This is a genomic window from Streptomyces sp. NPDC048255 (assembly GCF_040652415.1).
Lineage (GTDB): Bacteria > Actinomycetota > Actinomycetes > Streptomycetales > Streptomycetaceae > Streptomyces.
On record NZ_JBEZMA010000040.1, the window covers coordinates 23392 to 42903 of the forward strand.

Annotated in this window: 19 protein-coding genes; 12 read left to right on the top strand and 7 right to left on the bottom strand. The window is 72.1% G+C overall.

All coding sequences use genetic code 11. The features are described 5' to 3' along the window. Positions 1–5 precede the first annotated feature (5 nt). The 3 genes from AB0D94_RS26425 to AB0D94_RS26435 are packed head-to-tail and all read right to left on the bottom strand — an operon-like array spanning position 6 to position 4251. A complete protein-coding gene (locus AB0D94_RS26425) occupies positions 6–674 on the bottom strand; it encodes a L,D-transpeptidase family protein (RefSeq protein WP_362056336.1) in 669 nt (222 codons plus the stop codon). A 33-nt stretch (positions 675–707) separates the two neighbouring features. Beyond that, the gene (locus AB0D94_RS26430; protein ID WP_362056265.1) at positions 708–1289 is read right to left on the bottom strand and encodes a pyridoxamine 5'-phosphate oxidase family protein; all 582 of its coding nucleotides are present in this window, start codon (positions 1287–1289) and stop codon (positions 708–710) included. Positions 1290–1329: 40 nt separating this feature from the next. Next, on the bottom strand, positions 1330–4251 hold the full coding sequence (locus AB0D94_RS26435; RefSeq protein WP_362056267.1) for a hypothetical protein: 2922 nt from the start codon (positions 4249–4251) through the stop codon (positions 1330–1332). A gap of 117 nt (positions 4252–4368) precedes the next feature. On the opposite strand from AB0D94_RS26435, the gene AB0D94_RS26440 reads away from it, so the two are divergent. From AB0D94_RS26440 to bla, 3 genes are all read left to right on the top strand, one after another. Next, on the top strand, positions 4369–5562 hold the full coding sequence (locus AB0D94_RS26440) for an argininosuccinate synthase (RefSeq protein ID WP_362056269.1): 1194 nt from the start codon (positions 4369–4371) through the stop codon (positions 5560–5562). Positions 5563–5649: 87 nt separating this feature from the next. Beyond that, positions 5650–7077 carry an argininosuccinate lyase gene (gene argH, locus AB0D94_RS26445; RefSeq protein ID WP_362056271.1) on the top strand — a complete coding sequence of 476 codons (1428 nt, stop codon included), beginning with the start codon at positions 5650–5652 and terminating at the stop codon, positions 7075–7077. Positions 7078–7164: 87 nt separating this feature from the next. Continuing rightward, positions 7165–8094: a class A beta-lactamase gene (bla, locus tag AB0D94_RS26450; RefSeq protein WP_362056338.1), complete on the top strand. Its 930-nt coding sequence runs from the start codon at positions 7165–7167 to the stop codon at positions 8092–8094. A 48-nt stretch (positions 8095–8142) separates the two neighbouring features. On the opposite strand, the gene AB0D94_RS26455 is transcribed toward bla, so the two are convergent. After that, entirely contained in the window at positions 8143–8652 is a 510-nt protein-coding gene (locus AB0D94_RS26455; RefSeq protein ID WP_362056340.1) for an HAD domain-containing protein, read from the bottom strand. Between the two features lie 110 nt (positions 8653–8762). Between AB0D94_RS26455 and AB0D94_RS26460 the strand changes: the two genes are divergently transcribed. The 3 genes from AB0D94_RS26460 (at position 8763) to AB0D94_RS26470 (ending at position 12397) form a co-directional block, all read left to right on the top strand. Next, entirely contained in the window at positions 8763–9311 is a 549-nt protein-coding gene (locus tag AB0D94_RS26460) for a helix-turn-helix domain-containing protein (protein WP_362056273.1), read from the top strand. Then, positions 9311–10855: an MFS transporter gene (locus AB0D94_RS26465; protein ID WP_362056275.1), complete on the top strand. Its 1545-nt coding sequence runs from the start codon at positions 9311–9313 to the stop codon at positions 10853–10855. The genes AB0D94_RS26460 and AB0D94_RS26465 overlap by 1 nt, the downstream gene beginning before the upstream one ends. A 69-nt stretch (positions 10856–10924) precedes the next feature. Beyond that, positions 10925–12397, top strand: a complete 1473-nt coding sequence (locus tag AB0D94_RS26470; protein WP_362056342.1) for a membrane-associated oxidoreductase — start codon at positions 10925–10927, stop codon at positions 12395–12397. Positions 12398–12401: 4 nt separating this feature from the next. Here the strand turns inward: AB0D94_RS26470 and AB0D94_RS26475 are convergent, their stop codons facing one another. Further along, a complete protein-coding gene (locus tag AB0D94_RS26475; protein ID WP_362056277.1) occupies positions 12402–13031 on the bottom strand; it encodes a lysophospholipid acyltransferase family protein in 630 nt (209 codons plus the stop codon). Positions 13032–13338: 307 nt separating this feature from the next. On the opposite strand from AB0D94_RS26475, the gene AB0D94_RS26480 reads away from it, so the two are divergent. The 3 genes from AB0D94_RS26480 (at position 13339) to AB0D94_RS26490 (ending at position 15735) form a co-directional block, all read left to right on the top strand. Then, on the top strand, positions 13339–14514 hold the full coding sequence (locus AB0D94_RS26480; protein ID WP_362056279.1) for a glycerophosphodiester phosphodiesterase: 1176 nt from the start codon (positions 13339–13341) through the stop codon (positions 14512–14514). A 104-nt stretch (positions 14515–14618) separates the two neighbouring features. Next, positions 14619–15191 (top strand): sigma-70 family RNA polymerase sigma factor, encoded by a 573-nt coding sequence (locus AB0D94_RS26485; RefSeq protein ID WP_362056281.1) that lies wholly within the window; start codon positions 14619–14621, stop codon positions 15189–15191. Positions 15192–15228: 37 nt separating this feature from the next. After that, positions 15229–15735: a GNAT family N-acetyltransferase gene (locus AB0D94_RS26490; RefSeq protein WP_362056283.1), complete on the top strand. Its 507-nt coding sequence runs from the start codon at positions 15229–15231 to the stop codon at positions 15733–15735. A 72-nt stretch (positions 15736–15807) separates the two neighbouring features. Here AB0D94_RS26490 and AB0D94_RS26495 read toward each other — a convergent pair whose 3' ends face one another. Then, entirely contained in the window at positions 15808–16224 is a 417-nt protein-coding gene (locus AB0D94_RS26495) for a hypothetical protein (RefSeq protein WP_362056285.1), read from the bottom strand. Next, positions 16217–16585 carry a hypothetical protein gene (locus AB0D94_RS26500; RefSeq protein ID WP_266937825.1) on the bottom strand — a complete coding sequence of 123 codons (369 nt, stop codon included), beginning with the start codon at positions 16583–16585 and terminating at the stop codon, positions 16217–16219. The genes AB0D94_RS26495 and AB0D94_RS26500 overlap by 8 nt, the downstream gene beginning before the upstream one ends. 68 nt (positions 16586–16653) lie before the next feature. Between AB0D94_RS26500 and AB0D94_RS26505 the strand changes: the two genes are divergently transcribed. The 3 genes from AB0D94_RS26505 (at position 16654) to AB0D94_RS26515 (ending at position 19453) form a co-directional block, all read left to right on the top strand. Beyond that, on the top strand, positions 16654–17301 hold the full coding sequence (locus AB0D94_RS26505; RefSeq protein WP_362056287.1) for an HAD-IA family hydrolase: 648 nt from the start codon (positions 16654–16656) through the stop codon (positions 17299–17301). Between the two features lie 404 nt (positions 17302–17705). Further along, entirely contained in the window at positions 17706–18788 is a 1083-nt protein-coding gene (locus AB0D94_RS26510) for an ATP-binding cassette domain-containing protein (RefSeq protein WP_362056289.1), read from the top strand. Further along, positions 18785–19453: a methionine ABC transporter permease gene (locus AB0D94_RS26515; RefSeq protein ID WP_362056291.1), complete on the top strand. Its 669-nt coding sequence runs from the start codon at positions 18785–18787 to the stop codon at positions 19451–19453. The genes AB0D94_RS26510 and AB0D94_RS26515 overlap by 4 nt, the downstream gene beginning before the upstream one ends. Positions 19454–19512 lie beyond the last annotated feature (59 nt).

The following is a 19512-nucleotide window of genomic DNA, read 5'->3' on the forward strand; positions in this document are numbered from 1 at the left end:
CCGCGTCAGTAGCGGGTCACGGCCAGGTCCCCGGACTCCGTGCCGATCGCGATGTGCGGGGCCCGCCGCGGGTCCGCCCAGCGCAGGATCTGCCGCATGGCCCGCTCCGGTACGGACACGCAACCGGCCGTCGCCCCCTTGCCGTTGACGTGCAGGAAGATGCCCGCTCCCCGGCCGCGCACCGGCCGGTCGTAGTTGAAGGCGATGAGCAGGGCGTGCGCGTACTGCCGCTCGTACGTGACCAGGTGCTCGGCCTCGCCCGGCGCGCAGTCCGCGGGCAGCGGCTCGACCCAGCGGTTGTAGCTGGCCGAGGCGTTGTCCTGGCACCACCACGAGCCCTCGGTCACCGGCCGGTACCGGTACGCCGTGCCGGCCGGCGCCCGGCGGATCCCGAAGGCGTACGGGAGCTCGTACAGGCCCGTCGGCGTGGTGCTGGTGCCCTGGGTGCGGGCCGTGCCCTCGGTGAGCCCCTTCGCCCCGAACCGGGCGTCCGCGCTGCCGGCCTCGTACCAGCGCCCCGCCCGCCGGTCCCACCAGGTCAGCCGCCCGGTCGTGGAACCGGGCGCGGGCGCGACGGCGGTGATGAGCTGGCTTCCGCCGCCGGTGTCGGCGAGCCGGGCGGGCAGCGGGGCGTGGCTCTGGAAGCCCTGCGGGAGCAGGCTGGTGACGATCAGTGAGCCGGTGACGAGAGCAGTACGCAGCACATGTCAGACGGTACGGGGCGGAAGGGGCAGAGGCAGCGCAGGCAGGCCGTCAAGGCTCGTCCCGATGTGGTCCTTCTTCTCGCAGTACGCGGCGAACTCCTCGTCGCTCTTGCGGCCGAAGTACTCCGCGTGGAGGGTGCGCTCGCCCTCGTACTCCATGAACGGGACGGCGTACCCGCACGTGTCGGCGATCCGCCGGGCGTGGACGAGGATGATCGCCCGCGCGGACGGCCCGTCGGCGTCGCCGAACAGGCCGATCAGCTCGCCCCAGCGGGGGTCGTCGCGGAACACCGCCTCGCCCTCGCCGTGGATGCGCACGATGTTGGGCGGCCCGGAGAACGCGCACCACATCAGGGTGATCCGGCCGTTCTCCCGGACGTGGGCGATGGTCTCGGCGCCGCTGCCGCCGAAGTCCAGGTAGGCGAGGGTCTGCTCGTCGATGACGACGAGGGTCCCGGCGCGGCCCTTGGGGGACAGGTTGACGTGGCCGTCGCCCGCGAGCGGGGCGGTGCCGGTGAAGAAGACCGGCTGCTCCTCGATGAACGTGCGCAGCCGGCCGTCTATACGTGCGTAGAGCTTTCCCATGATGTGATTATCGGACAGGAGGTGGCTGGGGGCTGTGTTTTCACAGGTCGAGACGCGTCGCGCGCATCTCGCCCCAACTGAGTTCCCGCTTGTACCTCCAGAACAGCGCCCGCATCTCCGTCGGTTCGAAGCCGCCCCCGCGCGCCGTCGCCTGCCAGTCCCACCGCCGCAGCAGGGCCAGGGCGAGCGTCTTCAGCGCCGGGTCGGGGTCCTCCAGCACGGCGGTCAGAGGCGGCAGCCCCTCGTCCGCCCCCTGGGCGGCCAGCAGTCGTACGGCGGCCCGGCGGGTGTGCGCCGGGTGCTCCGGCCGGGTCCGGACCGTCAGCCGGCCGGCCGGCAGCCGGCCGGCCACCGGCAGCAGCGACCGGGCCGCCTCGCGGGCCACGGCCGGTGACGGGTCGTCCAGCAGCGGGAGCAGCGCCTCCGGGCCGGGCTCGGGTACGCCGAGCATCCGCAGCCCCGCCACGGCCGCCGCCCGGACCGGCCCGTCACGGTGGCCGAGCAGGCCGCGGAGCACGGCGGCGTCCGCCCGGTCGGCGCACTCCGCGAGGCCGAGGGCGGCCCCGGGCGAGGGGGAGTCCGCGCACAGCCGCAGGTAGTGGGCGCGGGAGTCGCCGCCCTGCTGCCGGACCAGCCACCGGGCGCAGGCCCGGACCGCCCCCGAGCGGTCGGCGAGGTGGCCGGGGGCCTCCCCGGCCCGGCCCGCCGCGCGCAGGGCCGTGACGCCAGCCGCCCGGACGGAACCGGAGCGGGAGGCCAGCAGCGCGTCGACGGCCGGGTCATCGGAGCCGTGCGCCGCCATGACGGCCAGCGCGGCCCCGGTCCACAGGTCCCGCAGCACCGCGTCCGGTTCCGCGGCGGCGCGCCGGGCCAGCGCGAGCCCTTCCCCGGAGCCCGCGCCCTCCAGGCTGATCCGTACGGCCGCCCGCCGGGTCCGCAGGTCGCTGTGGGAGCACAGCTCCGCCCGGACCGCCGCGTACCGGGGCTCGCGCAGCGCCGACTCGAACGCCTCGACGGCCCAGCGGCCTTCGTTGCGCTCGCGCAGGTGCATCACCATCGGGGTCGCGGCGCGCAGCGTCCGCTCCCCGGAGTCCCGCAGCGCGTCGGCGACGACGCGCCGGGCGGCCTCCCGGACCTGCGGGACCCAGTCCGCGCAGCGCAGGACGACCAGCGGCAGCAGTTCCGGGTCGCCCGCGGCCGCGACGACCGCGCCCTCGCGGATCCGCCCGTTCCAGTGGCACAGGGCGGTCGCGGCCCGGGAGCCGAAGGCCTTGGCCTCGTAGGGGGCCATGTACCGCACGCCGATGTCCAGTGCGGTCCAGGCGGCGGGGTCCTCGGTGTCGACCACCTCGTCGAGCGGCGCGCCCGTACCGTCGGCGAGCTTCAGTGCCGCGTCCCGGCCCGCGTACAGCTCCCACTTCAGGCGCTGCTGGAGCAGCTCCCGGGCCCAGCCGCGCACGGCGGGGTCGCCGTGCGAGGTCAGGGAGCGGGCGATCCGGCGCCGGGTCAGCAGCGGCCGCAGCTCCAGCAGGGCCAGGCCCGCGACCCGGACGGCGTCCGGCCGGCCGGGCGCGAACAGCTTCAGCAGCCAGGACTCCGGCCGGGTGCGCGCGTACGGGACCACCAGCGAGCGGACCGCCCCGACCACCGGCGCGTGCGGGTCGGCCAGGTACGGCAGCAGCTCTTCCGGCGTCGCCGCGCCGTGCCGGCGCAGCCCCGAGAGGGCCGCGGCCCGCACGCGGCCCTCCGGGTGCCCCGCGAGGCGCCGCAGCAGCGGCAGGTCCGACGCGTCCCCGGCCTCGGCCAGCCCGAACACGGCCCCGGGCACGGGGGAGTCCGCGCACCGCGCGCGGTAGTGGGCGAGGGGGTCCTGCCCGGCGGCGCGCAGCTCCCGGCGGGCGGCCTCCCGTACCGTCGCCGCCGGGTCCGCCAGGCGGGCGGTCAGCTCCCCGGCCCGCCCGGCGCGGCGCAGGGCGCCGACGGCGACCACCCGCAGGGACGCGCGGTGGTGGACGAGCAGCGAGTCGAGCAGGGGACCGGAGAGGCTGTCGAGGGCAGGGCGGGCCAACTCCTCGCAGCGCCGCCGCACCACGCGGTCACGGCTCGCGGCGGCGGTCTCCAGCAGCCGTTCGGGCGTCAGTGTCCCGGCCTCCAGGGCCAGTTCGAGGGCCGCCCGCCGGATCTCGGGGCACTTCCCGGTGAGGACGAGCCCGGCCGTCCGCTCCGCCGGGAGCAGGCCCGAGCGCAGCGCCGCGAAGCGGATCCGCGCCTCCGGGTCGTCGGCGAGGTCCGCGACGCCGTCCGCCGGGAGCAGCCGGTGGGCCAGCGCGGCCGGTACGGCGCCGAGGCGCACCTCCGCGTCCGCGTGTCCGGCCAGCTCGGCGATCCGGTCGGCCGGCGGGGAGCCGAGCCGCTCCAGGACCAGGTCCCAGGCCCGGGCCCCGTGCCGGCGCGTGCTCACCAGCAGGGCCAGGGGCACCAGGGCCCGTACGGCCTCCTCCCCGGCCGCGTCCAGTTCCGCGGCCAGCACCGCCCGCGCCGCCTCCCGTACCGGCTCCTGGAAGTCGGCGCACCGGATCAGCACCAGCGGCAGCACGCCCGGCCGCCCCGCGGCGTGCCCGAGGGCGGCCTCCCGCACCCGGGGGTCGCCGTGGCACAGGCACAGCGCGAGTTCGGGCTCGGCCGGGGGAGTGGAGGCCCAGGTGACCCCGTGCCCGTCGTGCCAGTGCGGGGCGGTGCCCCAGTCGGTGATCTCCCGGTCGTCGAACCAGTGCGGGCCCACCCGGACGCGGCCGGAGGAGCGCCCGCCGCGGGAGTGGGTGGCGTAGTAGACCTGCGCGTCGAGCTCCGTCCAGGCCCGCGGGCCGTCGCCGTCGAGGGAGCGCACCGGGTCCTTGCCGTGGAGCAGCCGCTCGCCGGGCGAGTACAAGGCGGTCCGGGACAGCGGCGGGAGTATCTGCATGGCCGCAGAGTAGGTGAGCGACACGCCCGCTGACCTCCCCTTATCGCGTCGATTGACGAAACATACGGAGTAGTGCATAGTTATGCCTGTCGTTGAATGCACCGTAAGGAGAAACCCGTGACCGAGCGCGTCGTACTCGCCTACTCGGGCGGCCTGGACACCTCCGTCGCCATCGGCTGGATCGCCGAGGAGACGGGCGCCGAGGTCATCGCCGTTGCCGTGGACGTCGGCCAGGGCGGCGAGGACCTGGACGTCATCCGCAAGCGCGCGCTCGACTGCGGTGCGGTCGAGGCCGAGGTCGCCGACGCCTCGGACGAGTTCGCCAACGAGTACTGCCTCCCGGCGATCAAGGCGAACGCCCTCTACATGGACCGGTACCCGCTGGTCTCGGCGCTCTCCCGGCCGGCCATCGTCAAGCACCTGGTCGCCGCCGCCAAGAAGCACGGCGCCACGACCGTCGCCCACGGCTGCACCGGCAAGGGCAACGACCAGGTCCGCTTCGAGGCGGGCATCGTCGCCCTCGCCCCGGACCTGAAGTGCATCGCCCCGGTCCGCGACTACGCGATGACCCGGGACAAGGCGATCGCCTTCTGCGAGGAGAAGAACCTCCCGATCGCGACCACCAAGAAGTCCCCGTACTCCATCGACCAGAACGTCTTCGGGCGCGCCGTCGAGACGGGCTTCCTGGAGGACATCTGGAACGCCCCGATCGAGGACATCTACGAGTACACCTCGAACCCGGCCCTGCCGCGCGAGGCCGACGAGGTCGTCATCTCCTTCAAGGAGGGCGTCCCGGTCGCCATCGACGGCAAGCCCGTCACCGTGCTCCAGGCGATCCAGCAGCTCAACGACCGCGCCGGGGCCCAGGGCGTCGGCCGGATCGACATGGTCGAGGACCGGCTCGTGGGCATCAAGTCCCGCGAGGTGTACGAGGCCCCGGGCGCGATCGCGCTGATCACCGCCCACCAGGAGCTGGAGAACGTCACCGTCGAGCGCGAGCTGGCCCGCTACAAGCGGCAGGTCGAGCAGCGCTGGGGCGAGATGGTCTACGACGGCCTGTGGTTCTCCCCGCTCAAGCGGGCCCTGGACGGCTTCATCAACGAGGCCAACCAGCACGTCACCGGTGACATCCGGATGACCCTGCACGGTGGCCGCGCCGTCGTCACCGGCCGGAAGTCCGACGAGTCGCTGTACGACTTCAACCTCGCGACCTACGACTCGGGCGACACCTTCGACCAGTCCAAGGCCCAGGGCTTCATCGAGATCTTCGGTCTGTCCTCCAAGATCGCCGCGCGTCGCGACCTCGCCTGAGTCGTTACGCAGTACCAAGGCCGGCTCCCCGTTACCTCCGCGGCGGGGAGCCGGTGTCGTAGATCCACCTCTTGAGGAGCAGTAGCTGTGAGCAGCAACAACGGTGACGTCCGGCTCTGGGGCGGCCGCTTCGCCGACGGCCCCGCCGAGGCCCTCGCGAAGCTCTCCGCGTCGGTCCACTTCGACTGGCGCCTCGCCCCGTACGACATCGCCGGCTCGCGCGCCCACGCCCGCGTGCTCCACAAGGCGGGCCTGCTCACGGCCGGGGAACTCGACCGCATGCTCGCCGGCCTGGACCAGCTGGAGGCCGACGTGGCCGACGGCTCCTTCACCGGCACCATCGCCGACGAGGACGTGCACACCGCCCTGGAGCGCGGCCTGCTGGAGCGGCTCGGCGCCGACCTCGGCGGCAAGCTGCGGGCCGGCCGGTCCCGCAACGACCAGGTGGCCACCCTCTTCCGGATGTACCTGCGCGACCACGCCCGGATCATCGGCGGCCTGATCGCGGACCTCCAGGACGCGCTGGTCGGCCTCGCCGAGACGCACCACGACGTGGCCATGCCGGGCCGGACCCACCTCCAGCACGCACAGCCGGTGCTCTTCGCGCACCACGTCCTGGCCCACGTGCAGTCCCTCTCCCGGGACGCGGAGCGGCTGCGCCAGTGGGACACCCGGACCGCGGTCTCCCCGTACGGTTCGGGGGCCCTGGCCGGTTCCTCGCTGGGCCTGGACCCGGAGGCGGTCGCCTCCGACCTGGGCTTCGAGCGGGGCTCGGTCGGCAACTCGATCGACGGCACGGCCTCGCGCGACTTCGTCGCCGAGTTCGCCTTCGTCACCGCGATGATCGGGATCAACCTGTCCCGGATCGCGGAGGAGATCATCATCTGGAACACGAAGGAGTTCTCCTTCGTGACCCTGCACGACGCCTTCTCCACCGGGTCGTCGATCATGCCGCAGAAGAAGAACCCGGACATCGCGGAACTGGCGCGCGGCAAGTCGGGCCGGCTCATCGGCAACCTGACGGGCCTGCTGGCCACGCTCAAGGCGCTGCCGCTGGCGTACAACCGGGACCTCCAGGAGGACAAGGAGCCGGTCTTCGACTCCTGCGACACCCTTGAGGTCCTGCTGCCCGCCTTCACCGGGATGATGGCCACGCTCACGGTCAACCGGGAGCGGATGGAGGAGCTCGCTCCGGCCGGCTTCTCGCTCGCCACCGACATCGCGGAGTGGCTGGTCAAGCAGGGCGTGCCGTTCCGCGTCGCGCACGAGGTGGCCGGCGAGTGCGTCAAGGAGTGCGAAGCCTTCGGCATCGAACTCGACGAGCTGACGGACGAACAGTTCGCGAAGATCTCCGAGCACCTGACCCCCGAGGTCCGCACCGTCCTCAACGTCAAGGGCGCAGTGGCCTCCCGCAACGGCCGCGGCGGCACCGCCCCCTCGGCGGTCGCGGTCCAACTCACCGAGCTGAAGGCCGACCTGGTGATCCAGCACGCCTGGGCCGCCCACAAGCAGTAGACGGCTCCGCAGTCCCCGCCGCAGGGAACCGTCCGGCCCGCGAGGAGCGTGTTGGACGGTGACCTGATCGACGGAGGCGAGGAGACGATGGTGGATACCGCAGGAACCGGTCCGTCCCGGCGCGCGTTACTGGCACTCGGCACGGGGACCGTGCTGTTCACCGGCCTGGCCACGGCCGCCGGTGGCCGCGCACACGCGGCGGACCCCGAGGCCGCCGTGACCCGGCGGCTGAGGGAGCTGGAGCGGGAGCACTCTGCCCGGCTGGGCGTGTTCGCCCGCCACACGGGCACGGGCCGGACGGTGGTGTACCGCGCGGACGAGCGTTTCCCGATCTGCTCGGTGTTCAAGGGGCTCGCCGCCGCGGCCGTGCTGCGCGACCTCGACGAGGACGGCGAGTTCCTCGCCAAGCGGATCCGGTACACGCAGGAGTACGTCGACAAGTCGGAGTACGGACCGGAAACCGGCAAGCCCGCGAACGTGGCCGACGGCATGACGGTCGAGGCCCTGTGCGCCGCCTCCGTCAGCCTGAGCGACAACGCCGCCGCCAACCTGCTCCTGGAGGAACTGGGCGGCCCCACCGCGATCACCCGCTTCAGCCGCTCGCTCGGGGACCGCACCACCCGGCTGGACCGCTACGAACCCGAACTGAACTCGGCGGAACCCGGTCGGGTCACCGACACCACCAGCCCCCGGGCCATCGGCAGGACCTACGCGCGCCTGCTCCTCGGCGACGCGCTGTCGCCGCGGGACCGCCGGATGCTGACCGGCTGGCTGATCGCCAACACGACGAACACCGAACGGTTCAAGGCCGGCCTTCCCGCGGACTGGATCCTGGCGGACAAGACCGGTGGCGGGCACCAGTACGGGGTGGCCAACGACGTGGGCGTGGTGTGGCCGCCGGACGGCACTCCGATCGTGATGGCGGTCCTGACGACGAAACCGGGCGCACCGACCGGCCCCAGGGACAGCGCGCTGGTCGAGAAGACCGCTCGGCTGCTGGCCTCGGCCCTCACCTGATCCCGGCCCGAGGGCAACGGGCCCCGCCACGCCGTGGAGGGGCCCGCCCTACGCCGCCCAGTCGCGCAGCGCGCCGAAGTCCTCCCCGGTCAGCCCGATCCGCTCGTCGACGTACCTCAGCAGGGCGTGCGCGGGGTGGCGCTGCTCGACGTACTCCCGGTCCATGGCGGTGATGTCGTCGTCGATCCAGGCGAAGGGCCGGCCGGCCGCGTACTCCACGATGTACTGGGTCTTCCAGAAGGTCCCGCGCGGCGCGCGCCCGTGCATCACCGGCCAGTCGATGTACGGCAGTCTCGGCAGGCCCAGCTGCGGGCCTATCCAGTCGTTGGCCTCGTCCTTCCACGTGGTGGCCCAGACCAGCTCGTACGCGTCCGCCAGCGCGAGCAGCTCCGCTCCGTGGCCGGGGTTCAGCCAGACCCGCAGGGGCTTGGAGCTCTGGGCCTGCGTCCAGCCCGTCGGGCGCATCCGGTGGGTGGTGTAGCCCTCGGGGCGGCGCTGGGGCTTGGCCGCGTAGGGGTTCAGCGGTCCGTCGACGTCGATCAGCAGCAGCGGCTTCATCGGCTTCCTCTCGTCGTGCATCTCGGCAGGATTCCTCTCCGGGTGCCCCTCGGCAGCCCATTTTTGGATCGAATGAGACGTCGTAGTCTCATTCGGGGTATGCTTGTCTCATGGCCATGGATCGTGACCAGGTGCTCCGCGACGCGGCGGCCCTGCTCTCCCGCAAATCGACCGCCACGATGGACGAGGTCGCCCGCGCCGCCGGAATCGGCCGCGCGACCCTGCACCGGCACTTCGCCGGGCGCGACGCCCTCGTACGGGCCCTCGAAGAACTCGGCATCCGCGAGTTCGAGGTGGCCTTCGACAACGCCCGGCTCGAAGAGGGCACGGCGGTCGAGGCGCTGAAGCGGCTCGTCGCCGAGGCGGAGCCGAACGGCCAGCTGCTGGCCTTCCTCGTCACCGAGAACCAGCTCTTCGAGGGCGACCAGGTCCACGAGGGCTGGGCCCGGCTCGACGCCCGGGTCGGCGCGCTCTTCCGGCGCGGCCAGCACGAGGGCGACATCCGGATCGACCTGAGCCCCGCGTGGCTCACCGAGGCCCTCTACGGCCTCATCGGCACCTGCGCCTGGGCCGTCATGGACGGCCGGGTCGCCGCCAAGGACTTCCAGTACATGATCACCGAGCTGCTGCTCGGTGGCGCAAGACGGAGCGTGGAGTGATGAGCCGTACCGAAGAGCTGAACCGGCTGGAGGGGGCCGAGGTCAAGAGCCCCGGGCGCTGGCTGGCGCTCTCCGTGCTCGTCCTGGCCGTTCTGCTGGTCGCGGTGGACGCCACCGTACTCGGACTCGCCACCCCGTCCCTCAGCGAGGACCTCAAGCCGTCCGGCACCCAGCTGCTCTGGATCGGCGACATCTACTCCTTCGTCATCGCCGGCCTGCTCGTCTCCATGGGCTCCCTCGGCGACCGCATAGGCCGCAAGAAGCTGCTCCTCGTCGGCGCCACCGCCTTCGGCGCCGTCTCGGTCCTGAACGCCTACGCGACCAGCCCCGAGATGATGATCGTCGCCCGGGCCCTGCTCGGCGTGGCCGGCGCGACCCTGATGCCGTCCACCCTCGCGCTGATCCGCAACATCTTCCACGACGCCAAGGAGCGCAGCCTCGCCATCGGCATCTGGGGCGCCACCGCCTCGGCCGGCGCGGCCGTCGGACCCGTCGTCGGCGGAGCCCTGCTCCAGCACTTCTGGTGGGGCTCGGTCTTCCTCATCAACCTGCCCGTCATGGTCGCGCTGGTCCTCGTCGGCATCAAGCTGCTGCCCGAGTCCAAGAACCCGGTCGCCGGCCCCTGGGACCTGTTCAGTGTCGCCCTGTCCCTCGTCGGCGTCATCGGTGTGGTCTACGCCGTCAAGGAAGTCGCCACCCACGGCCTGACCTGGGGCGTCTGGGCCGCCGCCGTACTCGGCGCGGGATGCCTGTACGCCTTCGTCCGCCGCCAGTTCAGCCTGCCGTCCCCGCTGCTCGACATGCGGCTCTTCAAGCACCGCGGTTTCTCCGGTGCGGTCCTCGCCGACCTGCTCACCGTCTTCGGCCTCTCCGGGCTGGTCTTCTTCCTCTCCCAGTTCCTCCAGCTCGTCCAGGGCCGCGATCCCCTGGAGGCCGGCCTGGCCGAACTGCCCGCCGCCATCGGCGCGGTGGTCACCGGACTCGTCGCGGGCCGGTACGCCCGCAGGTACTCCGTACGGTCGGTCGTCGCCGGCGGCCTCGCCGGCATCGGCCTGGCCCTGGCCGTGCTCACCCTGATCCACCGGGAGGCCGCCTACCCGCTGCTCGGCGCCTCGCTGCTCATCGTCGGCCTCGGCGCAGGATTCTCCTTCACCGTCACCGCCGACGTGATCCTCTCCAGCGTGCCCAAGGAGCAGGCCGGTTCGGCCTCGGCCGTCTCCGAGACGGCGTACGAACTCGGCGCCGCCCTCGGCATCGCCCTGCTCGGCTCCATCGTCACCGGCGTCTACCAGGGCTTCACCGCCCCGGCCTCCGTCGCGGGCCCCGTCGCCGACGCCGCGCACGAATCCCTCGGCGGGGCCGTGGAGGCCGCCAAGGCGCTGGATCCGCACACCGCCGGGCAGATGGTGGGAGCGGCCCAGGAGGCCTTCGTGGACGGGCTGCGGCTGGCCTCCGGCGTCGGCGCGGCCGTCCTGCTGGCCACCGCCGCGGCCGCCTGGTTCCTGCTCAAGGGGCAGAGGCTCCAGGACGGCATCGAACACTGACCCCCCGCCAGGAGGTGCTGTCCCGCCAGGAGTTGACAGCTCGTGGAGCCACGGGACACCATCCCGGCGATGGAGATCAACGATCTTACCCCGGCGGAACGCCGCGTATGGGAGGCCTTCCCGCGCGGGGAAGGCGTCGACTTCCGGGAAAGTCCCGACGAGGACGCGACCGACGGAGCCTCCTGGGGACCGGAACGCACCGTGCGCGCCGAGGTGCTCATGGCGCTGCTGCTCAGTGAACCCAGCGTGGCCGGCCAAGTCGCCGGCCTCAAGATCAAGGGCGCAAAGGTCACCGGGAAACTGGACCTCAAGTACGCCGCGATCGACGTCCCGATGCGGATGCGCGGTTGCTGGTTCGAACGCAAACCGGGGCTCTACGGGGCACGGCTGCGCGCACTCGTCCTCACCGAGTCGTGCTTGCCGGGCCTGACCGCGTCCACCGTCCGCGTCGAAGTCGTGCTGCGGCTGTCCTGCTGCCGGATCAGCGGCCCGGTGCGCCTCGCAGGGGCCCAGATATCCGGTGGTCTCTTCCTCCAGGGTGCCGTGATCGGCCCGGTCGAGGGCGAACTGGCCGGAGAGGCACCGCTCCAGCTCAACCACGCCACCATCGGCACCGACATCATCGCCTTCGACCTGACCGTACACGGCCAGACGCGGGTCAACGGCGCGGTCGTCGGAGGCCAGATCAACCTGGACGACGCCCGCCTCCACGAGCCCGGCGGTACGGCCCTGCACGCGGAGACCGTGACCGTCGGCACCGACCTGCGGGCGATGCGCGCTGAGCTGCGCGGCCGGGTCAACCTCACCGGATCCCGTATCCCCGGCCAGCTCAACTTCGCCTACGCCCGCTTCGTCACTCCCGGCGGCGTCGCCCTGCGGGCCAGCAGCTGCACCGTCGGCGAGTTCTGGCTGCGGGACTGCGACACCATCCAGGGCACGGTCAACCTGCGCCGTTCCCAGATCGACCTGCTGCACATAGAGCCCGAGACCTGGCCGGGTACGGTGCGACTGGCCGGGCTCAGCTACCGGGCGATGAGCCCGCACCTGCCCGCCGAGCGGCGACTGCCCGCCTTGGAGCGCGAGGAGTCGGGCTACCTGCCGTACGCGTACGAACAGCTCGCCGCGGCCTACCGTACGGCGGGCGACGAGGCTGCTGCCCGCACAGTTCAACTCGCCAAGCTGCGCAGGCACCGCCGCACCCTGCCCCGGCCCGCCCGGCTGTGGGGAAAGCTCCAGGACGTCACCGTCGGGTACGGCTTCCGGCCGCTGCGGGCGGTGGGCTGGCTGCTGGCCCTGCTACTGACCGGAGCGATCGCGTACGGGATGGATCCGCCGCGGCCCCTGAAGACGGGCGAGGCCCCGGACTTCAATCCGGTGTTCTACACGCTCGACCTGCTGGTGCCGATCATCAGCTTCGGCCAGGAGTCGGCCTACGCGCCGAGCGGCTGGCACCAGTGGCTCTCGTACCTGCTGATCGTGACCGGCTGGATCCTCGCGACCACGACGGCGGCGGGTGTCAGCCGGTCCCTCCAGCGGCAGTAGCGGGTCAGGCCGCCTTGGCCTTGGTGGCGTACATGTCGACGTACTCCTGGCCGGAGAGGCGCATGACCTCGGCCATCACCGAGTCGGTGACGGCGCGCAGCACGTAGCGGTCGCGGTCCATGCCCTCGTAGCGGGAGAACTCCATCGGCTCGCCGAAGCGGACCGTGACCCGGCCCGGGCGCGGCATGCCGGCGCCGCCCGGCTGGAGCTTGTCGGTGCCGATCACCGCGAACGGGACCACGGGCGCGCCCGTCATCAGGGTGAGGCGCGCGATGCCGGTGCGGCCGCGGTAGAGCCGGCCGTCGGGGGAGCGGGTGCCCTCGGGGTAGATGCCGAAGATCTTGCCCTCTTCGAGGATCCGGCGGCCGGTCATCAGGGCCGCGACCCCGCCGTTGGCCCCGTCCCGGTCCACGGGGATCATTCCCGCACCCGTGAAGAACCACGCCATCAGGCGACCCTTGAGCCCCTTGCCCGTCACGTACTCGTCCTTGCCGATGAAGTGGACCGTACGGTCGCAGACCAGCGGGAGGATCATGGAGTCGATGAACGTGAGGTGGTTGCCCGCCAGAATCACCGGCCCGGTGCCCGGAATGTTCTCGATGCCCTCGACGCGGGTGCGGAACATCATGCGCATGACGGGTCCGACAGTGGCTTTGATGAGCGCGGTACGGAACAACGTGAGCCCTCCGGCATCGAAAAGCGGGTTTCGCACTACACCGGTAGTGCAGGTGAGGACGATACTCGCGGGTCAGGTCTGATCGCACATCGGGTTCACGTGTCGGATACGCAGTGTTGACGTGTGTTTCCGCCATGTTCCCCGTCGTCTCACACACCGGACACGGGCAGGTGCCTACGATCACGACGCCGAATCGGGGCCGCGAGACGCCGGGACATCCGAGATCCCGGGGTCCCTGACCCCTTCAGGACGAGGAGTGGCACTCATGACGCAGGGTGGGGCAGCGCGGCGCACGGTCCTGGGAGCGGCCGCCTTGGCGGCGGGCGCGGGCATCGCCGGACTCTCGGCGGGAACCGCCTCGGCGGCGGAGAGCGGTCGCGGGGGAGGAGGCGGGGGCGGCGGCTTCCGGGAACTCCCCGTCCCGACGGTGATCGGCCACCGCGGCGCCAGCGGATACCGGCCGGAGCACACCCTCGGCTCCTACCAGCTCGCGCTCGACCTGGGCGCCGACGTCGTGGAGCAGGACCTGGTCCCGACCCGGGACGGCCACCTGGTGTGCCGTCACGAGAACGAGATCAGCGGAACGACGGACGTCGCCGACCACCCCGAGTTCGCCTCCCGCCGCACCACCAAGTCCGTCGACGGCGTCCCGGTCACCGGCTGGTTCACCGAGGACTTCACCCTCGCCGAGCTCAAGACCCTGCGCGCGAAGGAACGTATCCCCGCCGTCCGTCAGCGCAACACCCTGTACGACGGCCGGTGGGCCGTGCCGACCTTCGAGGAGGTGCTCCGCTGGGCCGACAGCGAGGGCAGGCGGCGCGGCAAGCGGGTCTGGCTGCACGTCGAGACCAAGCACCCCACGTACTTCCGCTCCCTCGGCCTCGGACTGGAGGAGCCCCTCGCGCGGCTCCTGCGCCGCTACGGGCGCGACGGCCGCAGCGCCGCCGTCTTCCTCCAGTCGTTCGAACCCTCCAGCATGCAGCGGCTCGCCCGGCTGGTCTCGGCGCCGCGCGTGGTCCTGCTCTCCGCCGCGAACACCCGCCCCTGGGACTTCGAACAGGCCAAGGACCCGCGTACGGTCGCGGACCTGGTCACGCCCGAGGGCCTGAAGTGGATCGCCGGCTTCGCCCAGGGCATCGGCCCGACGTTGGACCTGGTCATCCCGCGCGACGCGGCGGGCCGGCTCGGTACGCCGACCACGCTGGTGAAGGACGCCCACGCCCGCGGGCTGGTGCTGCACCCCTACACCGCGCGCAACGAGAACAGCTTCCTGCCGGCCGACTTCCGCAAGGGCACGGATCCGGCCGCGTACGGCGACGCCTTCGCCGCCTTCCGTACCTACTTCGAACAGGGCATCGACGGCATCTTCACCGACAACCCGGACACCGGACTGCTCGCGGCGGAGGCCTTCCGGCCGGGCCGTCGCCCCGTCAATCCGTAGCGGGCGCCCCGTCACCCGGTGAATCGGCAGCGGGTGGCCCGTCGCACGGGTGTCCGGAGCCCGGCGGGGAAACCGCCGGGCCCGGCCCCCGCGTCCCGCCCGGCATGGACCTGCTGAAGGACCCCGACCTCGTGAACGAACTGGGCCCGCTGCTCTCCGCCGAGGCGGCCGCGGAGGCCCCGGGCACCGGAGTGGACGCGGCCGACCTGGAACAAGCCGTCTGGGTCAGGCTGCTGGAAGGCGACGGGCGCACCCCCGACGCCGCCGACCCGGCGGAGCCCGCCCGCTGGCTGCGGCGGGCGGTGCGCGCCGAGGCCCGGCGCGCCCGGCGCCGCGCCCGCCGGGAGGTGGCCTACGACCACCGCCACCCCGTCGCGGACGGCCACCGGCGGCCCGGCGCCGCCCACGGAGGCGGCGCCGCCGAACCGGAAGACGCCCTCCTGCACGGCGAGGAGAAGCGGGCGCTCCGGTCGGCGGTCGCCCGATTGCCGGGACGCTGCCCGGAGCTGATGAAGGCACTTCTTTCGCCCAGAGACCTCACTTACCGTGAAATCGCAGGAGAGTTGGGTATCTCACAAGGAAGTTTGGGGCCCGTCCGTTCCCGTTGCCTGGGATGTCTGCGCAGAATGCTGGCTGCAGAGGTTGCAGCTCCTGCCCCGCGGGGAAAGGAGCGGTAGACCAACGGGCCACCAGGTGAGCGGGAGGCATGCGCACATGGGCATGAGCGTGACCATTTCGGCGGCGGCTGCCGAGGACGCTGAGCAGATCTTCAAACTGCAGTACCTGGCCTTCCAGCGCGAGGCCGAGCTGTACGGCAACTACCTGATCCAGCCGCTCACCCAGTCCCTGGACTCCCTCAAGGAGGAGCTCGCGACGGACACCGTGCTCGTGGCCCGCCTCGGCGACGAGGTCGTGGGCACCGTGCGCGGCAGCGTCGACGAGGACGGCACCGGCAAGATCGCCAAGCTCTGCGTCCACCCGCGCCTCCAGGGTCACGGACTCGGTGCCCGGCTGCTGCGCGCCGTCGAGGAAGCCCTCGCGGGGCACGCCGAGACCACCCGCTTCCGCCTGCACACCGGGCACAAGAGCGAGTCCAACCTGCGGCTGTACCGGAAGGCCGGCTACACGAAGGTCGGCGGCCGCACGGCCTCGGACGGCGTGCAGCTGGTGATCCTGGAGAAGGACGCCAAGGACCCGACCGAGTTCGCCGTCAGCGCCTGACGCCTGACGCCCGGCGCGCAAGGCCCGGTGCGTGACGTCCGGTGCATGATGCCCGGCGCGTGATGCCGGCGTTCAGCGCTTGGCGCGCAGCCACATCATCCCGGTGATCGGCAGGATCACCGGGATGAACAGGTAGCCCATTCCGAACTCGGACCACACGGTCGCGTCGGGGAAGGCCTCCGGGCGCAGCAGGGTCCAGGTGCCCACCACCAGTACGCCGGCCAGCTCGGCGGCGCAGCACAGCAGCGCCGCCTTGCGGGCCCGTTCCCCGCCGCGCACCAGCGAGTACGTGATGAAGGCGTAGGCCAGCGCGGCCGCCGCGGACAGCGCGTACGCCAGCGGCGCCCGGTCGAACTCGGTGGAGATCTGGTAGGCGGAGCGCGACACCGCACCCACCACCATCACCCCGTACAGCCAGACCAGCAGCAGCCCGGGCCCCGAGACCAGGCGCTTGCGTCCGGCGGGGGCGTCGGTCGTCGTGTCAGGCACCGGTCGTTCCCCAGATGTCGTAGAGCCGCACTTCGAGGACGGCGAGGACGACCGCGGCCGCGGCCACCGTCGCGGAGCCCCACTTGGTCCGCTCGGTCAGCGAGAGCAGCGCGGCACCCGGGATCGCCACGAGGGCGCCCAGCAGGTAGGCCACGAAGATCACCGTGCCCTCGTCGGGCTTCCCGCCCTGGGCCAGCTTGACCACCCCGACCACCAGCTGGGCCAGCACCAGCAGGGTCACCACGGCCATGCCGATGAAGTGCCAGTCCTTGGTCGGCTGGTCCCGCCAGGTGGCATGGCCGCACCAGGCGGCGAGGGCGAGTGCGGCCACGCCGATGGCGACCGTCAGGGCATCGAGCATGCTGCGAGGGTATTACGGGCCGAAAGACCCGATGCGCGCACCCCTGGCCCCGGGCTTTCCTGGAGCGCATGAACCTGCATGCCGAAGCCCTGCTGTTCGACAACGACGGCACGCTCGTCTCCTCCATGGGATCGGTGCACCGCTGCTGGACCCGATGGGCCCGGGAGTACGGGATCACCGATGAGGAGTTCGCCCGCGTCGAGCTGCACGGCCGTCCCGCTGCGGAGATCATCGCCGAGCTGCTCCCCGGCCCCGTACGGGCCGCGGCGCTGGCCCGCATCGAGACCCTGGAGGTCGAGGACGTGGCCGGCGGGGTCCTGCTGCTCCCCGGCACCAAGGACCTGCTCTCCGCCCTGCCCGCCGGCCGCTGGGCGGTGGTCACCTCCGCCACCCGCCCGCTCGCCGAGGCCCGGCTGCGCGAGGTCGGCATCGACTTCCCCGAACTGGTCGCCGCCGCCGACGTCACCCGCGGCAAGCCCGACCCCGAGCCCTTCCTGCTGGCGGCCGCCCGGCTGGGCGTGGACCCGGCCCGCTGCGTGGTCTTCGAGGACGCCCCGGCGGGCCTGGCCGCGGGCCGGGCGGCCGGCATGCGAACCGTGGCCTTGACCACAACGCACCCCTCGGCCGAGCTGGACGCGGACGTGGTCGTACGGGACCTCTCGGCCGTGTCCGTGCAGGTCACCGACGTCGGGCTGGTGATCCGTACGGACGGCTGACGGGCAACCGGTGATGTCCGGAATGCGGTCCACATGCGTCCGCTATACGGACGGTGTTGATCGGTGAGGGAGCGGGTCTGCTTTACTTGGGCCCATGACCACGACGAGCAGCCGCACCCTTGCGACCGAGGCGACGATGACGCCCGGTGCTCGTTGTATGTGTCGAATGTGCGCCTTCTGAGGGCCCCTTTCCATGCGCCTCGCGCCCCGAAGCGAGACCTTGCCGAGCCTCTCCGTCACCAGCTGCCCAGCAGTGCGGACCTGCTCCTGCCCCGCGCACGCGTCGCCATCGTCACCCCACCCGTTCCGCACGGCGTGACGGCTGTGGCCCGTACCGCGTCCCCAGATGTTTGCCCCGTGCCCGGCACCCGCTGCGCCGTGCACTCGACAGCGACGGAAATCCTGTGATCACCACATCGGGCCTCACGAAGGTCTACCAGTCCCGTGGCCGCGAGGTCACCGCCCTGGACGGCGTCGATCTCCACGTCCGCGAGGGCGAGGTCTACGGAGTCATCGGCCAGAGCGGCGCCGGCAAGTCCTCCCTGATCCGCTGCGTGAACCTGCTGGAGCGCCCCACCACCGGCACCGTGACCGTCGACGGAGTCGACCTCACCGCGCTCGCCGGCCGGGGCCGGCGCGCCGGCAAGGAGCTCCGCGAGGCCCGCAGCCGCATCGGCATGGTCTTCCAGCACTTCAACCTGCTGTCCTCGCGCACCGTCCAGAGCAACATCGAGCTGCCCCTGGAGATCCTCGGGGTCTCCGGACGCGAACGCTCCCGCAAGGCCCTGGAACTCCTGGACCTCGTAGGCCTCGCCGACAAGGCCAAGGCCTACCCCGCCCAGCTCTCCGGCGGTCAGAAGCAGCGCGTCGGCATCGCCCGCGCCCTGGCCGGCGACCCCAAGGTGCTGCTCTCCGACGAGGCCACCAGCGCCCTGGACCCCGAGACCACCCGCTCCATCCTCCAGCTGCTGCGCGACCTGAACCAGCAGCTCGGCCTGACCGTCCTGCTCATCACGCACGAGATGGACGTGGTCAAGTCCGTCTGCGACTCGGCCGCGCTGATGAAGAACGGCCGGATCATCGAGTCCGGCACGGTCGCCGAACTGCTCGCCACCCCCGGCTCGGAGCTCGCCGGCGAGCTCTTCCCGGTCAGCGGCTCCGCCACCGGCCCCGACCGCACGGTCCTCGACGTCACCTTCCACGGGGACGCCGCCACCCAGCCGGTCATCTCCCAGCTGTCGCGGACGTACAACATCGACATCTCGATCCTCGGCGCCGCGATGGACACCGTCGCGGGCAAGCAGATCGGCCGGATGCGCATCGAGCTTCCCGGCCGCTACGAGGAGAACGTGGTCCCCGTCGGCTTCCTGCGCGAGCAGGGCCTCCAGGTCGACATCGTCGACGGCGCGGACCCCGTCGACGACACCGGTCTCGTCGACGACATCGACACCGAAATCGCCGCACTGGTCAAGGATGGTGCCAAGTGACCTGGTCCGAGATGCAGCCCCTGCTCAGCCAGGGCACCTTCGACACCCTCTACATGGTGTTGTGGTCCACCCTGGTGACCGTCCTCGGCGGACTGCCCATCGGCATCCTGCTGGTCCTCACCGACAAGGGCGGCCTGCTGCAGAACCAGCCGCTCAACAGGGTCCTCGGCGTGATCGTGAACATAGGCCGCTCGCTGCCGTTCATCATCCTGCTGATCTTCCTGATCCCGGTCACCACCGCGATCGTCGGCACCTTCATCGGCCCCACCGCCATGATCGTCCCGCTCGCGATCGGCGCCGTCCCCTTCTTCGCCCGGCTGGTCGAGACCGCCGTCCGCGAGGTGGACCACGGCCTGGTCGAGGCCGTCGAGTCCATGGGCGGCTCCGTCCCCACCCTGGTCGGCAAGGTGCTCCTCCCGCAGGCCCTTCCGTCCCTGGTCGCCGGCGTGACCACCACCGTCATCACCCTGGTCGGCTACTCCGCCATGGCCGGCGCCGTCGGCGGCGAAGGACTCGGCTCCAAGGCCATCACCTACGGCTTCCAGCGCTTCGAGACCGGCTTCATGGTCGCCACCGTCGTGGTCCTCGTCGTGATCGTCACGGTGATCCAGCTGATCGGCGACGGCGTGGTCCGCCTCCTCGCCCGCCGCGGCCGGACAGCCTGAACGGGCCCGGCCGGCCTCCCCCAGATTTCCCCCTCAGCAGAGCCCGCACTTGTCGTGCT

Excerpts from the sequence above, each read along its gene's own strand:
- AB0D94_RS26500 (WP_266937825.1), bottom strand. The coding sequence starts at position 16,585 with ATGCTCGATGCCCTGACGGTCGCCATCGGCGTGGCCGCACTCGCCCTC.
- AB0D94_RS26430 (WP_362056265.1), bottom strand. The coding sequence starts at position 1,289 with ATGGGAAAGCTCTACGCACGTATAGACGGCCGGCTGCGCACGTTCATC.
- AB0D94_RS26465 (WP_362056275.1), top strand. The coding sequence starts at position 9,311 with ATGAGCCGTACCGAAGAGCTGAACCGGCTGGAGGGGGCCGAGGTCAAG.
- AB0D94_RS26460 (WP_362056273.1), top strand. The coding sequence starts at position 8,763 with ATGGCCATGGATCGTGACCAGGTGCTCCGCGACGCGGCGGCCCTGCTC.
- AB0D94_RS26470 (WP_362056342.1), top strand. The coding sequence starts at position 10,925 with ATGGAGATCAACGATCTTACCCCGGCGGAACGCCGCGTATGGGAGGCC.
- AB0D94_RS26485 (WP_362056281.1), top strand. The coding sequence starts at position 14,619 with ATGGACCTGCTGAAGGACCCCGACCTCGTGAACGAACTGGGCCCGCTG.
- AB0D94_RS26505 (WP_362056287.1), top strand. The coding sequence starts at position 16,654 with ATGAACCTGCATGCCGAAGCCCTGCTGTTCGACAACGACGGCACGCTC.
- bla (WP_362056338.1), top strand. The coding sequence starts at position 7,165 with ATGGTGGATACCGCAGGAACCGGTCCGTCCCGGCGCGCGTTACTGGCA.
- AB0D94_RS26475 (WP_362056277.1), bottom strand. The coding sequence starts at position 13,031 with ATGCGCATGATGTTCCGCACCCGCGTCGAGGGCATCGAGAACATTCCG.
- AB0D94_RS26435 (WP_362056267.1), bottom strand. The coding sequence starts at position 4,251 with ATGCAGATACTCCCGCCGCTGTCCCGGACCGCCTTGTACTCGCCCGGC.
- AB0D94_RS26480 (WP_362056279.1), top strand. The coding sequence starts at position 13,339 with ATGACGCAGGGTGGGGCAGCGCGGCGCACGGTCCTGGGAGCGGCCGCC.
- AB0D94_RS26490 (WP_362056283.1), top strand. The coding sequence starts at position 15,229 with ATGGGCATGAGCGTGACCATTTCGGCGGCGGCTGCCGAGGACGCTGAG.
- AB0D94_RS26455 (WP_362056340.1), bottom strand. The coding sequence starts at position 8,652 with ATGAAGCCGCTGCTGCTGATCGACGTCGACGGACCGCTGAACCCCTAC.